The following is a 14,203-nucleotide window of genomic DNA, read 5'->3' as shown; positions in this document are numbered from 1 at the left end:
CTAGGGGGAACCAATCGTTGAATCTGTGAGCGGGTTGAACTGGGAGAACCAGGGGAACACGAAGACCATCAGCACCGCGACGGCCGCGAGCACCAGGACCACCGAGAGGACGACGCGCATCCACAGGGGACCGGGGAGGGTCCTAAAGATCCATCCATACATCGTGGCTATCCCTGTCCTGCGGCGCGGGCGACCTGCTCCGCGATCTCGGACGGCGGACCGGCATCCACAGGACGCCAGGACTCCATCACCGAATAAGCAATAATACGCTCCTGCGCACCGAAGCGCGGATTGCAGCTGGTCAGCGTCAGGATCCTGTCGACGGGTTCCGCGCCCGGCTGCGTGGGGACCGGTGCAATCACGTCCCCACGGTCGGGGAGGACGATCCCGGTATTGCGGAACGCGTACGTATAGAACCCGTCACGCGTCTGGACATAGATGCGGTCACCCGGGACGAGCGTGTGGATCTGGTCGAGGACCTGGCCGTGGGTCTGGCGGTGTCCGGCGAGCGCGAAATTCCCCACCTCACCCGGAGCTCCGGTTCCCGGGTAGTGCCCGAGGCCGAGGTTGTCGAGGACGTCCGTCCCGACGCCGGCCGTGACGGGACGGGAGTAGTTCTCGCCGAACCGGGGGATGTAGACCACCGCGAAGGTCCCGGCCAGCTCGCCCTGCGGAAGGACGGCGGGTTCACCGAAGTCCTCCGGCGCAGGGGGCTCGGTTCCTCCGGGCGGCGCCGAGGGAGCCGGCGCCCCCGGAACGGGGGGTACATCCGAGAAGAACTCCTCGAGGGCGTGTTCCTGCTTGATCCCGGAATCGATGTTGGTCCACCACAGCTCCCAGCCCACGAAGAGCAGGAGGACGACGCCGACGGTGATGAGCAGTTCGCCCAGGACCTGCGCGACGAGCTGGACGGGGGTACGACGGCGTCGCTGCGGCACGGCCTGCGCCGCGGCATGGCCCGGTGCGGCGTCGAGGGTTGACCTGGCCACTGCCGCTCCTGCCGCTGGGGATGCACCGGTATCAGGCGGTTCTTGGCTAGAATCGTAGGCAGAACCGCCCGCCGGATGGTGTTCTTCCTTCAGGATAACCTGCGGGTCTGGACGCACCGGGGCGCCCCGCGAGACCACCGGCGCAGCTGATCCGCAGTTGCGCCCCGTCGAGGAGAATCCGTGCCCGAGTCGAAGCCCCGCAAGAGAGCCAGCACCGCTGCGCCCGCCGTCAAGTCCTCGCAGCCCAAGCCTAATCCGGTCTGGTACAAGCCCGTGATGTTCGGGCTCATGATCATCGGCCTGCTGTGGATCATCACGTTCTACATCTCGATGTCCACCCTTCCGGTGGCGGCCTGGGGGTCCTGGAACATCCTCGTCGGTTTCGGCATCGCGATCGTCGGCTTCCTGATGACCACACGCTGGCGGTAGTTCCGCCTCCCACGGGGCGGTCGAAGGACCTATCCCCACTGTGCACACGGTGTGCAGAAAGTTATCCACAGATGTGCACAGTCTTGTTGATCACCCGCTCGATGTCCTGAGATCCCGGGCCCTGCTTATCCACAGGTGTGGAATTACATGTGTGTAAGTTATCCCCCATGTGGATAAGGGGTGTGGATAACGCAGCTGAGGGCCGGTTCACGCGAACCGGCCCTCAGTTGTCTTCCTCGTCCTAGACCAGCAGGAGCGAGACCCCCAGGAACGTCAGCACGGCCAGCAGCACGACGACTCCGCCGAGTCCGAGCCACTGCAGGCGGGCCTGACGGGCACCCCGTGGTGCATAGGCGATGACCGCTGCGCAGGCGGCCCCCGCCAGCAGGCCACCGAGGTGGGCCTGCCAGGCGATCCCCGGCACCACGAAGCCCAGCACCGCGTTGATGGCGACCAGGACGACGATCTGCCGCACGTCACCCCCGCGCTTGCGCTGGATGATGAAGAGGGCCCCGAACAATCCGAAGACGGCGCCGGACGCACCCACCACGTACTGGAGGGGTCCGCTCAGCAGCAGGACGCCGATGGATCCGCCGACCGCCGAGATCAGGTACAGCGCGAGGAACCTCGCCCGTCCCATCGCCGGTTCGAGCACCTTCCCCAGGATGTAGAGGGCGTACATATTGAAGGCGATGTGCAGGAACGAGTTGGGCGAATGGAGGAAGGCCGCGGTGACCATGCGCCACGGCTCGGCCGGAACGGCTCCTCCCACGCCGGCTGTGAACACCGGAGCGTAGGAGAAGGCACGCGTGAGTCCGGGTACCACGAGCTGGAGCAGGAATACCACCACGCAGATCCCGATCAGGGCGGTGGTGACGATGGGAGTGCCCCCGCGTGCGACGCCACCGAAGGCGTTCTTCCGGACCGGGATGCGGGCCGCCTGCTCACGCACGCAGTCCACGCACTGGAATCCGACGGCAGCCGGCCGCTGGCAGTCTCCGCAGGCCGGGCGGCCGCACCGCTGGCACCTCACATAGCTGATGCGATCGGAGTGCCTCGGGCAGACCGGTGCCTGCTGGCTGCCGGCGTCGGGCGCGGGGGCACCGTAGGACATTCGGTTAGAGCTGTTCCACGGTGATGCTCTCGATGACGACGTCGTCGAGGGGCTTGTCCCTCATGTCCGTGGCGATCGCGTTCAGCTTGTCGACGACCTTGCGCGACTCCTCGTCGGTGACGTCACCGAAGATGGTGTGCTTGCCCTGCAGCCACGTCGTGGGCACCGACGTGATGAAGAACTGCGATCCGTTGGTGCCGCGTCCACCCTGGGTCCCGGCGTTGGCCATGGCGAGCTTGTAGGGCTCGTTGAAGGTGAGGTCCGGGTTGATCTCGTCGTCGAACTTGTAGCCCGGTCCGCCGATACCCTGGCCCAGCGGGTCTCCACCCTGGATCATGAAGTCCTTGATGATGCGGTGGAAGATCGTCCCGTTGTAGAGGGGAGCCTTGCTCTCCTCGCCCGTCTGGGGGTGGGTCCAGGCGATCTCGCCGGTTGCCAGGCCCACGAAGTTCTTCACGGTCTTCGGCGCGTGGTTGCCGAAGAGGTTCACCTCGATATTGCCCTGGTTGGTGTGGATGGTCGCTTTAGCTGTTGGGATAGCAGTCATTCGCCCATTCTTCCACGCAGCCCCTGACAATAAGCTGGAGGAGTGCCATTCCGCGGACAGTGAAACGGCCCGTTCGACGGGATTCCGCGGTGCGCACCGATAGCACCCCCTGCCCATGCAACGTAGGCTGATCAAAACGAGTAACCACCCCCTGGAGGTTTTTGTGAAGAAAAATGCACGCGTCACCCACGATCTCGAGGAGAGCGCCGCCATCGGAGCAGCATTCGTTGCTGGAGTAGCAGCAGCGCGGGCATGGGCATCTCCCCATGTCGATGCCGCCTACGGCTGGGCGAAGCCCCGGTGGGAGAAGGGCGTCGAGACCGCCCGGCCGGCCCTGCAGGACACCGTCCGCAGGACCACCGAGAGCATCGCAGGCGGCATCGCCGTCGTCACCCCGCGGATCCAGTCCGGGATCGACAGTGTGGGCCCGCGCATCACGCACGTCATCGACGAGACGGCCCCGAAGATCCAGGGCACCCTCGACAAGGCAACGCCCGCGCTGAACTCCGCCAAGGGAAAGGTCGTCGACGACTACCTGCCGGCGCTGTCCAACAGGCTCGGCGAGGCAGCTGATACGGCAGCCCGCTCACTCGCAGCAGCCACCGTGCCCCCTCTGGTCGAGAAGGTCGTGACCAGGGCGACCGGTGACAAGAAGGCCGTCACGAACGCCCAGAAGCGCCTGGTCGCCGCGACGGTGCAGGCCTCGAAGGACCTCAAGAGGAACCAGGCACGCAAGTCCGGCAAGGGGTGGCTGATCTTCGGCATCATCGCGTCGGCTCTCGTTGCCGGCGTCGCTGCCTGGAAGGCCTCCAAGCCCGTCGAGGATCCCTGGAAGACACCCGCCCCGGTAAACGCGACACCTGCTCCCGTCGCGGCGGACAAGGCACAGGAAGCCAAGGACGTCGTCGCCGAGATCAAGGAAGCGGCCGGGCGTGCGGCAACCTCCTCCGACGACGCGCCGGCGACCAGCGGGACCACGGTCCCGGGCGCCGTCTCGCCGGTAGCAGGCGACGCGGATGCCGAAGAGCCCGCCAAGCACGTCGCTGAGCCGAAGGACGAGCCGAAAGCCTGACGCTCCTCCCGGCGAAAAGCCCCCGGCATCCTGCCGGGGGCTTTTTCATGCAGTCTTCGGTATATCCGGTACGAGGAATCAGTCGCCGCCGAGTGCCGGAGGCATAGGAGCGGCCCGCTCCGCGAGGAGCCGTTGGCGTCCTGTCCGTCGTTGCTGACCGCGGACCACCACGGCGAGGCCGACGAGGATGAGGACCAGCCCGCCATAGGTTCCAGCAGGCAGTTGCTCGCCGAGGAAAACGGCCGCGAGGATCGCGGCACCGGGAATCTCCAGCAGGATGATCATCGACACGACCAGCGGGCTCATCACCGCGAGCAGGTGGTTGAACACCGAGTGGCCCATGATCTGCGCCAGGAGGGTCACAGCGAGGATGCCGGCCCAGGCCCCGGGAGGAAATCCGACGATCGGTTGGCCCGTGGCTGCGCAGAGGACTCCGAGGAGAACTGCACAGGCTCCGTAGCAGAGCGTCGTATAGGTCCCGGTGGACATCGTCCGCCGCGCCGCAGCTCCCGCCATCTGGTAGATGCCGGCCAGCGCCCCGCCGGCCAGCGCGAGCATGTCCCCGAGGAGCGCGTTCCGGGAGAGTGAGAGATCGAATCCGGTGATGATCACGACGCCGATGAAGGCGACACCAAGGCCGGCCACCACAGCGCGCTGTGGCCGGGATCCCAGCAGTGCGTCGAACAATGCGATCCATGCCACCTGCAGGCAGACCAGCGCTGTAGCCGCTGCCACCGAGGTGAGCTTGAGAGCGGTGATGAAGCAGACGAAGTGCAGCGCCAGGGCTCCAGCTGCAATGGTGAGCCGTCGGTAGTCCGCCGGGCGCAGGGCCGCGAACTCGTCCCGCTTGGAGACGATGGCCGGGCCACCCATGAGGATGGCTCCGAGCAGGTTCCGCCAGAACGCGATGGCGAGGACCGGGGCCGCTGTCGCTGCCATGATCGGCCCGGACGCCGAGACCCCGATCACGCCCAGGATCGAGAGGAAGATAATCACCCGGCAACCCTATGGCACGTGCCGCCGTGTGCCGGCCGGCACCAGCCGGTTAAAGCAGGAAGTCCCGGCCGATGGCCGGGACTTCCTTCCGGTGGAGGCACGGGGACTCGAACCCCGAACCCCCTGCTTGCAAAGCAGGTGCGCTACCAATTGCGCCATGCCCCCGGAATCAACCTCATCCAGTATACCTGCGCCGGACGATGTTCCTTGCTAGGCGACGTCGTCCGTCGCGTTGCTCCAGACGGTCTTGCTCTTCTCTGAATCCTGCCACCGCTTGTACACGAGGACACTTGCTGCAGCTGCTGCCGCAAGAAGCAACTTCTTCACACCAGTCTCCTAGCAGTGTCCTGCAGTAGTGGATCCGTGGGCGTACCAGGACTTGAACCTGGGACCTCTTCGTTATCAGCGAAGCGCTCTAACCGCCTGAGCTATACGCCCCGATACCTCTTCGGGCCGAGATACGACTTTACAGTAGTGTCTCGCCATTCTTCAAATCGCCCTCGGGCGCCGAAGAGGCCGGTGTCCTAATCGTCGGTCAGCGTGACGCCGATTCCGCCGACCAGGGTGGAGGAGATGTTGTAGAGCACCGCCGAGAGCATGGCCAGGGCAGTCAGGAGCACCACGTTCACCACAGCGATGATAGTGGCGAAGGAGAGGACCTGGGGCAGCGATGCGAACTGTCGGAGATCGAAGCCACCGCTCTCGGATCCGGCGATCTCCCGAAGGAGATCGTTGACGCCGTCGAAGATCCCGGTGAGGTCCAGGACCGTCCAGATCACGAAGGACGCAACGACGGTGACGATGCCGAGCGCGACCGACAGGAGGAACGACATCTTGAGCACGGACCACGGGTCGACCTTGCTGACGAGCAGGCGCGCCTTGCGGGCCTTCGCCTTCGGTGCCGGCTTGATCAATCCCGGTCGTTGCGCAGGACGCGCGGTCTGCGCGCCCGGGCCCGTGGGCCGCTGTGCTGGACGTGCGGGAGCATTCACGCGCGGAGGCGTCCCGGGCGTCCGCAGTTGGCCGCTGGACGCTCGCGGGTTGGTGTTGGCCGAGCTCACTCGCTACCTCCATGTTCCGGCGACTCAGCGTCAGGCTCAGCCGTTTCCTCTGTCGACAACCGTACTTCATCGGCTGTGAACTCTGCAGGAGCGTCCTCGGGCGTGACCGTGTCGATGACGTCCACGTCGGGGCTGGCCTCGGAAGGATCATCGATCAGCCCCTCCTCGACGGCGACACTCCGCTCGCTGTTGCGGGCCACGGCGATGATGCGGTCGGACTTGTCCGGCTTGGCGAAGATGACACCCATCGTGTCGCGTCCCTTCGCCGGTACGCCGGCCACGGCCGAGCGGACGACCTTCCCTCCACCCATGACCACCAGGACCTCGTCCTCTTCTTGCACCACGAGGGCACCGACCAGGTCTCCGCGCTCCTCGGCCAGCTTGGCGACCTTGATTCCCAGGCCACCGCGGCCCTGCACCCGGTACTCGTCGACCTTGGTCCGCTTCGCGAAACCACCCTCGGTGACGATGAAGACGTAGGAGTCGTCGGTGACGACGCTGCCGGCCAGCAGTTCGTCGTCCTCGCGGAACTTCATGCCGGTGACCCCCGACGTCGCGCGTCCCATCGGCCGCAGGGCGTCGTCGTCGGCCGTGAAGCGCAGCGACTGTCCCTTGCGCGAGACGAGCATGATGTCGTCATCGCTGGACACGAGCTGCGCGGAGACGAGCTCGTCGTTGTCCCGCAGGTTGATCGCGATCACGCCGGCGGTCCGGTTGGTGTCGTAGTCCTCGAGGCGCGTCTTCTTCACCAGTCCGCGCTTCGTGGCCAGGACCAGGTAGGGAGACTGCTGGTAGTCGCGCAGGTCGAGCACCTGGGCGATCCTCTCGTCGGGCTGGAAGGCCAGGAGGTTGGCGACGTGCTGCCCCTTGGCGTCACGGGCGGCCTCGACCAGTTCGTACGCCTTCGCCCGGTAGACCCGGCCCAGGTTCGTGAAGAACAGCAGCCAGTGGTGGGTGGTGGTCACGAAGAAGTGCTCGACGACGTCGTCGCCGCGCAGCTGCGCTCCCTTGATGCCCTTGCCGCCGCGTGCCTGCTGGCGGTAGTTGTCGCTGCGTGTGCGCTTCACGTATCCGCCGCGGGTGATGGTCACGACCATCTCCTCCTCGGGGATCAGGTCCTCCATGCTCATGTCGCCGTCGTAGCCCATGAGAATCTCGGTCCGCCGGTCGTCGCCGAACTTGGCGACGATCTCCGCGAGCTCCGTGCTGACGATGCCGCGCTGCACGTCCTCGGAGGCGAGGATCCGGTTGAACTCGGTGATCATCGACTCCAGCTCGGCGTGGCGGTCCTGGATCTTCTGCCGCTCGAGAGCCGCAAGGCGCCGCAGCTGCATGTTCAGGATCGCCGTCGCCTGCAGTTCGTCGATGGACAGCAGCCCCATCAGTCCGTCACGGGCCTGCTCCGTGGTGGAGGAGGCACGGATCAGGGCGATGACCTCGTCGAGCGCGTCGAGCGCCTTCAGCAGGCCGCGGAGGATGTGGGCTTCCTCCTCCGCCTTGCGCAGCCGGTACCGCGTTCGCCGGACGATGACCTCGAGCTGATGGGTCACCCAGTGCCGGATGAACGCATCCAGGCTCAGCGTGCGGGGCACGTCATCGACGATCGCCAGCATGTTCGCGCTGAAGTTGTCCTGCAGCTGCGTGTGCTTGTACAGGTTGTTGAGGACCACCTTGGCGACGGCGTCGCGCTTCAGCACGATCACCAGGCGCTGGCCGGTACGGCCGGAGGTCTCGTCCCTGAGGTCCGCGATGCCACTGATCTTGCCGTCCTTGACCAGTTCGGCGATCTTGATGGCGAGGTTGTCCGGGTTCGCCTGGTACGGAAGCTCGGTGACGACGAGGCAGGTGCGGTTCTGGATCTCCTCGACATTGACGACGGCGCGCATCGTGATGGAGCCGCGACCCGTCCGGTAGGCGTCTTCGATACCCTTGTGGCCGAGGATCTGCGCACCGGTCGGGAAGTCGGGCCCCTTGATGCGCGCGATCAGTGCCTCGAGCAGCTCCTCCTTCGAGGCATCCGGGTTCTCGAGGTACCACTGGACGCCGTCGGCCACCTCGCGCAGGTTGTGCGGCGGGATGTTGGTGGCCATGCCGACGGCGATGCCGGAGGACCCGTTGACGAGCAGGTTCGGGAAGCGCGACGGCAGGATCGTCGGCTCCTGGTTCTTGCCGTCGTAGTTGTCCTGGAAGTCGACGGTCTCCTCGTCGATGTCGCGCACCATCTCCATGGCGAGCGGAGCCATCTTCGTCTCGGTGTACCGGGGAGCGGCCGCGCCGTCGTTCCCGGGCGAACCGAAGTTCCCCTGTCCCAGGGCCAGCGGGTAACGCATCGTCCAGTCCTGGATCAGGCGGACCAGGGCGTCGTAGATCGCGGAGTCACCATGCGGGTGGTACTGGCCCATGACCTCGCCGACCACGCGGGCACACTTGTTGAACGAGCGGTCCGGCCGGTAGCCGCCGTCGAACATGGCGTAGAGGACGCGCCGGTGCACGGGCTTGAGGCCGTCGCGCACGTCGGGCAGCGCCCGGCCGACGATGACCGCCATGGCGTAGTCCAGGTAGGACCGCTGCATCTCCGTCTGCAGGTCCACCTGCTCGACGCGGTCCGTCAGGACCTCGCCCTCGATGGGCTCGTCGGGTCCGTTGCCGGTGATGTCGTCACTCATGAATCAGTTCCGTTCGTGAAAGGTTTCGACCACACAGGAGACGCGGTCGCTGGCCGGTGCGCGACATCGTGTTCAGGCGCTCGGTCGGATGTCTTCCCTCTCCCTCGCGAGCTCGGGGAGGGACCCTCGGTCCGCTCTTGTTCCGTTGCGCCGGCACGATGCCGGTATCAGCACTCAAATGTCGAGGAAACGCACATCCTTGGCGTTCTGCTGGATGAAGTTGCGGCGGGACTCGACGTCCTCGCCCATGAGCACCGAGAACACCTGGTCGGCGGCGGCCGCGTCGTCCATGGTGACCTGGAGCAGGGTGCGGTGGTCCGGATCCATGGTGGTCTCCCACAGTTCCGTGTAGTCCATCTCACCCAGGCCCTTGTAGCGCTGGATGCCGTTGTCCTTGGGCAGCCGCTGGTTGTTGGCGAGGCCGATCCGGATGACCTCGTCACGCTCGCGGTCGCTGAACACGTAGTCGTGCTTCGCGTTGGACCACTTGATCCGGTACAGCGGCGGCTGCGCCAGGTAGACGAAGCCGTTCTCGATCAGCGGCCGCATGTAGCGGAACAGCAGCGTGAGCAGCAGGGTCGTGATGTGCTGGCCGTCCACGTCCGCATCGGCCATGAGCACGATCTTGTGGTACCGGGCCTTCTCGACGTTGAAGTCCTCGCCGATCCCCGCGCCGAACGCGGTGATCATGGCCTGGACCTCGCTGTTGCCGAGGGCCCGGTCAAGGCGGGCGCGCTCGACGTTCAGGATCTTGCCGCGCAGGGGCAGGATGGCCTGCGTCTCGGGGTTGCGCCCCCGGACAGCCGAACCACCGGCCGAGTCACCCTCCACGATGTAGATCTCCGAGCGCGCCGGGTCCTTGGACTGGCAGTCCTTGAGCTTGCCCGGCATGCCGCCGGACTCCAGCAGGCCCTTGCGGCGCGTGGACTCACGCGCCTTACGGGCCGCGAGGCGCGCCTGCGATGCCTGGATCGACTTGCGGATGACGTCGCGGGCAGGGCCCGGGTTGCGCTCGAGCCAGTCACCCAGCTGGTCGGTGACGACGCGCTGCACGAAACCCTTGACCTCCGAGTTGCCGAGCTTCGTCTTCGTCTGGCCCTCGAACTGCGGCTCGGAGAGCTTCACGGAGATGACGGCGGTCAGGCCTTCGCGGATGTCGTCACCCGTGAGGTTGTCGTCCTTCTCCTTGATGATGTTCTTCTCACGCGCGTACTTGTTGATCAGGGTGGTCATGGCCGCCCGGAAACCCTCTTCGTGCGTTCCACCCTCGTGCGTGTTGATCATGTTGGCGTACGTGTGCACGCTCTCGGAGTAGGCCGAGGTCCACTGCAGCGCGATCTCGACGGACATGGTGCGGTCCGGGGTCTCGGTCTCGAAGACGATGACGTCGGGGTGCACCACGTCGACGCGCTTGGACGAGTTGAGGTGGTGGACGTAGTCCACGAGGCCGTTCTCGTAGAGGTACTCGACCTCGCGGTGCCGGGGCGTGGAATCCTCGCCGGTCTCGACGGTGACCTCGTCCTCGATCTCGTCGACGTGTTCGTCGGTGAAGGTGATGCGCAGTCCCTTGTTGAGGAACGCGGTCTGCTGGAAGCGTGCGCGGAGGGTCTCGAAGTCGAACTGCGTGCTCTCAAAGATTGAGTCGTCGGGATAGAACGTCTGGGTGGTGCCGGTCTCGGAGGTCTCCCCGCCCTTCCTCAGCTCGCCGACCGGCTTGCCACCGTCGGCGAAGGACTGGCGCCACACGTGGCCCTGGCGTCGCACTTCCGTCTCAACCCGCTTGGAGAGCGCATTGACGACCGAGATACCGACACCGTGCAGGCCACCCGACACCGCGTACCCGCCGCCGCCGAACTTGCCGCCGGCGTGGAGGATGGTCATGACGACCTCGACGGTCGGCCGGCCCTCCGTGGGGTGCATGTCCACGGGGATCCCGCGGCCGTTGTCGACGACCTTGACACCGCCGTCGGCCTGGAGCGTGATCTCGATGTGGTCGCAGTACCCCGCCATCGCTTCATCGACCGAGTTGTCCACAACTTCGTACACAAGGTGGTGAAGACCCCGAGGTCCGGTCGACCCGATGTACATGCCGGGACGTTTGCGGACCGCTTCCAGGCCCTCCAGGACCGTGATCTCGTTGGCACCGTATGCCTGTTCGGTAGCCGCCTCCAGGATCGGGGATTCGCCTTCGCCGATCAACACATCACTTGCATTCAACTCGTTCTCGTGTGCCACAGGCGTAGACGGCTCCTCAGCTGGATGGATCAAAACAATCTCGTCCTATTCTACCCTGTGGAGGGCTACAATCCCGCACGAACACCCTCTCACCGGCCAATAAAGCGGCGTCAGAGCCGATAGCGGGTCCTTCCATGAGGACGGATACGCCGGGCGGACCCCCGATTGGCCTACAGGCCGTCCAGCGGCCCCGCCCTCCGGCTCATCCGTACGTGTCGCGGGGACCGCGTCCCTTGACGGAGCGTCCACCCTTGCGCCAGCTCGGCGCGGCAGGCCCGACGACGGAGAGCCGGGTCACGACGCCCGCCCCCAGCTCGGCCTCGAACCGCTGCAGCACCTGCGGAGTGATGAGGCGGAGCTGGGTGGCCCAGGCAGTCGAGTCGCACCTCACCAGGACCGTATCGGCGTCGAAACTCTCCGGCACGCAGTGCGCCGCGATGTCCGCCCCGACGATCTCGTCCCAGCGGGACAGCACCGATCCGATCGCCACCGGCGACTTCCAGCCGCGTTCCGCGAGCATCCTCGAGAAGACGTTGCCGACACCTTCCGGATCGCGGCCGCCGTAGGTGGGTTCGGGAGAGTACCGGCGGCGAGGGGCCTTCGCCGTCCGCTTCGAGGCCGTCTCCCGGGGGGTACCCCTCGCCTGGGATGCGCTGCGCAATCTGTTGAGGAGGGCCTGCGGAGCGTCCTGCTCGGGAAAGTCCTCCGCGCCGGGACGGTCCGTCCCGGCCTCTCCGCCGCGGTTCCTTCCGTCGCGGTTCCGTCCGTCATCCGGCCCGTCCGCCCCGGGACGCGCCGCACCGGCAGTCGCTTCCCCGGGGGAGCCGCCGTCCTGCCCGTGCTCTTTCGACATCGACTCCTCAGACATCGGCTCCTCCGGCATCGACCTCTCCGGCATCCGGGCGTCCTTCGGCCGCACCCGGGACATCGGCCGGGTGGGCATCAACTCCTCCGGCACCTTCCAGTGCGCCCGGGACGACGCGGATCTGTCGGCCGAGGAGGGTTTCGGGAATGTCGTCCCCGACAGCGGCAGTGACCAGCACCTGCTCCGCGGGGGCGACGATCGCGGCGAGGCGCGTACGCCGCTGGACGTCGAGTTCGGCGAAGACGTCGTCGAGGATCAGCACGGGATTCCCGCCGGGGGTGGAGTCCTCCTCGAGCAACAGATAGTAGGAAGCGAGCCGGAGGGCCAGGGCCATCGACCAGGTCTCCCCATGGGAGGCATACCCCTTCACCGGGGCGGAACCGAGCAGGAGGGCGAGCTCGTCGCGGTGCGGCCCCACGAGGGAGATGCCGCGCTCGAGTTCCTTCTTCCGGTGGCGCAGGAGGCTCGCGACGAACAGCTCCGTCAGCTCCGGAAGGGCGAGATCCTGCAGACCCTCCCCGGAAACACGGGGCGTGGCCCCGTGGTCGTCGTCGTCGGTTCGAAGGTCCGGCGACGACGAGACGCTGGAGACGTAGGCGATGTCCGCCGCCTTCGAGCCGTCCGTCAGTTCCTTGTATGCACGCTGCACGTGGGGACGCAGCTGGTCGGTGAGGATGAGGCGGGCCGAGAGCAGCCGTGCGCCGGCCTGGGCCAGGTGCTGGTCCCACACATCGAGGGTCGAATCATGCGCCGTCGAGAACCGGCCGGCAGCCCGCGCGGACTTGAGCAGTGCGTTCCGTTGCTTGAGGACACGCTCGTAGTCGGCGCGCAGCGCCGACTGGTGCGGCAGGAGCGACACCATCACGTCGTCGAGGTACCGACGTCGTCCCGAGGGGTCGCCCTTGACCAGGGCAAGGTCCTCGGGTGCGAAGAGGACGGTCTTCAGGATGCCGGCGGCATCCCTCGCCCGTACGGGATTCGACCTGTTGATCCGGGCACGGTTCGCTGCATCGGCATTGATCTCGACCTCGACGCTCGTGCGCTGCGTCCCCCGGACGAACCTGCCCCGGATGATTGCTCGCTCCTCGCCGAACGCGATGAGGGGCTTGTCGGTGCTGACGCGGTGCGACGACAGGGTCGCGAGGTACCCGATGGCCTCGACGATATTCGTCTTCCCTACCCCGTTCGGCCCGACGAAGACCGTGATACCGGGCTCTATCGCGGTATCGAGTTGCCCGTAGCTCCGGAACCCGGTGAGCGAGAGGTGCTCAACGTACACCGGTCACCACTTACTTCTCCTGGGCCGGTTTCACTGCATGGCCGCCGAACTGGTTGCGAAGTGCCGCCACCATCTTCATCGACGGAGAATCGTCCTGGCGCGAGGTGAAACGGGCGAACAGGGCCGCCGTGATCGCCGGAGCCGGCACGGAATTGGCGATCGCTTCCTCGACGGTCCACCGGCCCTCGCCGGAATCCTCGACGTAGCCCGCGATCTTCGACAGTCCGGGGTCCTCCTGCAGCGCCTTCACGACGAGGTCCAGCAGCCAGGAACGCACGACGGTTCCCTTCTGCCAGGCGGCGAAGGTCCCGTGGACGTCCTTGACGATGTCCTTGGCCTCGAGGAGTTCGTAGCCCTCCGCATAGGACTGCATCAGTCCGTACTCGATGCCGTTGTGCACCATCTTGGCGTAGTGGCCCGCTCCCACGTCACCCACGTGCACGAAGCTCTCGGAGCGCTCGCCCTCCGGGCGCAGTGCGTCGAAGACCGGCATCGCGAGGTCGACGTCCTCGGACCGGCCGCCGGCCATTAGGCCGTAACCGTTCTCGAGTCCCCAGACCCCGCCGGAGACGCCGCAGTCGAGGAATCGGATGCCCTTCTGCGCCAGCAGGGTGGCGTGGATCTGGTCGTCGGTGAACTTGGAGTTGCCTCCGTCGATCACCAGGTCGCCTTCGGCGAGGACTTCGGAGAGGTCCTTCACGACGGCGTCGGTGACCTGGCCTGCGGGCACCATCACCCAGACGATGCGCGGAGCCGGAAGCGCGGCGACCAGTTCATCGAGGTTCGACACATCGGTGCGCTCGGGGTTGCGGTCGAAACCGGTGACCTCGATGCCGTTCTGGCGGAGTCGCTCCCTCATGTTGAATCCCATTTTTCCGAGTCCAATGAGGCCGATATGCATGAGCTTCTCTTTCTGACGATGGGTCCGGCCGGCGATCCGGCCAGCCGGG

At 66.2% G+C, this 14,203-nt stretch carries 14 protein-coding genes and 2 tRNA genes; 2 read left to right on the top strand and 14 right to left on the bottom strand.

Annotated elements, in window-relative coordinates; genetic code table 11:
- Complete coding sequence (locus tag ACX80H_RS10130; protein ID WP_459313026.1) at window positions 1-162, bottom strand: hypothetical protein; 162 nt, start codon at window positions 160-162, stop codon at window positions 1-3.
- A gap of 5 nt (window positions 163-167) precedes the next feature.
- Complete coding sequence (locus ACX80H_RS10125) at window positions 168-989, bottom strand: class E sortase (protein ID WP_459313024.1); 822 nt, start codon at window positions 987-989, stop codon at window positions 168-170.
- A 180-nt stretch (window positions 990-1,169) separates the two neighbouring features.
- Between ACX80H_RS10125 and ACX80H_RS10120 the strand changes: the two genes are divergently transcribed.
- Window positions 1,170-1,418 (top strand): cell division protein CrgA, encoded by a 249-nt coding sequence (locus tag ACX80H_RS10120; RefSeq protein WP_087072395.1) that lies wholly within the window; start codon window positions 1,170-1,172, stop codon window positions 1,416-1,418.
- 241 nt (window positions 1,419-1,659) lie between these two features.
- Here the strand turns inward: ACX80H_RS10120 and ACX80H_RS10115 are convergent, their stop codons facing one another.
- On the bottom strand, window positions 1,660-2,370 hold the full coding sequence (locus ACX80H_RS10115) for a rhomboid family intramembrane serine protease (RefSeq protein WP_459313022.1): 711 nt from the start codon (window positions 2,368-2,370) through the stop codon (window positions 1,660-1,662).
- Window positions 2,371-2,536: 166 nt separating this feature from the next.
- Window positions 2,537-3,079, bottom strand: coding sequence for a peptidylprolyl isomerase (locus ACX80H_RS10110; RefSeq protein ID WP_459313021.1), 543 nt, complete (start codon window positions 3,077-3,079; stop codon window positions 2,537-2,539).
- Between the two features lie 163 nt (window positions 3,080-3,242).
- Here ACX80H_RS10110 and ACX80H_RS10105 point away from each other — a divergent pair, with 163 nt between their 5' ends.
- A complete protein-coding gene (locus ACX80H_RS10105; RefSeq protein WP_459313019.1) occupies window positions 3,243-4,151 on the top strand; it encodes a hypothetical protein in 909 nt (302 codons plus the stop codon).
- Window positions 4,152-4,229: 78 nt separating this feature from the next.
- Here the strand turns inward: ACX80H_RS10105 and ACX80H_RS10100 are convergent, their stop codons facing one another.
- From ACX80H_RS10100 to gnd, 10 genes are all read right to left on the bottom strand, one after another.
- Window positions 4,230-5,147 carry a DMT family transporter gene (locus ACX80H_RS10100; protein WP_459313017.1) on the bottom strand — a complete coding sequence of 306 codons (918 nt, stop codon included), beginning with the start codon at window positions 5,145-5,147 and terminating at the stop codon, window positions 4,230-4,232.
- 92 nt (window positions 5,148-5,239) lie between these two features.
- Window positions 5,240-5,312: transfer RNA gene (locus tag ACX80H_RS10095), tRNA-Ala, on the bottom strand.
- A gap of 45 nt (window positions 5,313-5,357) precedes the next feature.
- Window positions 5,358-5,474: a DLW-39 family protein gene (locus ACX80H_RS10090; protein ID WP_459313015.1), complete on the bottom strand. Its 117-nt coding sequence runs from the start codon at window positions 5,472-5,474 to the stop codon at window positions 5,358-5,360.
- Between the two features lie 37 nt (window positions 5,475-5,511).
- Window positions 5,512-5,585 (bottom strand) — tRNA-Ile (locus ACX80H_RS10085).
- A gap of 86 nt (window positions 5,586-5,671) precedes the next feature.
- Window positions 5,672-6,061 carry a DUF3566 domain-containing protein gene (locus ACX80H_RS10080; protein WP_459313013.1) on the bottom strand — a complete coding sequence of 130 codons (390 nt, stop codon included), beginning with the start codon at window positions 6,059-6,061 and terminating at the stop codon, window positions 5,672-5,674.
- A gap of 143 nt (window positions 6,062-6,204) precedes the next feature.
- Window positions 6,205-8,874, bottom strand: coding sequence for a DNA gyrase subunit A (gene gyrA, locus ACX80H_RS10075; RefSeq protein WP_459313011.1), 2,670 nt, complete (start codon window positions 8,872-8,874; stop codon window positions 6,205-6,207).
- Between the two features lie 174 nt (window positions 8,875-9,048).
- Window positions 9,049-11,076, bottom strand: coding sequence for a DNA topoisomerase (ATP-hydrolyzing) subunit B (gene gyrB, locus ACX80H_RS10070; protein WP_459313010.1), 2,028 nt, complete (start codon window positions 11,074-11,076; stop codon window positions 9,049-9,051).
- 235 nt (window positions 11,077-11,311) lie between these two features.
- Window positions 11,312-11,977, bottom strand: coding sequence for a DciA family protein (locus tag ACX80H_RS10065; RefSeq protein WP_459313009.1), 666 nt, complete (start codon window positions 11,975-11,977; stop codon window positions 11,312-11,314).
- The gene (gene recF, locus ACX80H_RS10060) at window positions 11,970-13,253 is read right to left on the bottom strand and encodes a DNA replication/repair protein RecF (RefSeq protein ID WP_459313007.1); all 1,284 of its coding nucleotides are present in this window, start codon (window positions 13,251-13,253) and stop codon (window positions 11,970-11,972) included. The genes ACX80H_RS10065 and recF overlap by 8 nt, the downstream gene beginning before the upstream one ends.
- A 10-nt stretch (window positions 13,254-13,263) precedes the next feature.
- Entirely contained in the window at window positions 13,264-14,154 is an 891-nt protein-coding gene (gene gnd, locus ACX80H_RS10055; RefSeq protein WP_459313004.1) for a phosphogluconate dehydrogenase (NAD(+)-dependent, decarboxylating), read from the bottom strand.
- Window positions 14,155-14,203: the final 49 nt, after the last annotated feature.

It is taken from the genome of Arthrobacter pasteuri (genome assembly GCF_054510955.1).
The sequence above is the reverse complement of the archived record's forward strand: the minus strand, read 5'-3'. Positions and strand labels throughout refer to the sequence as shown.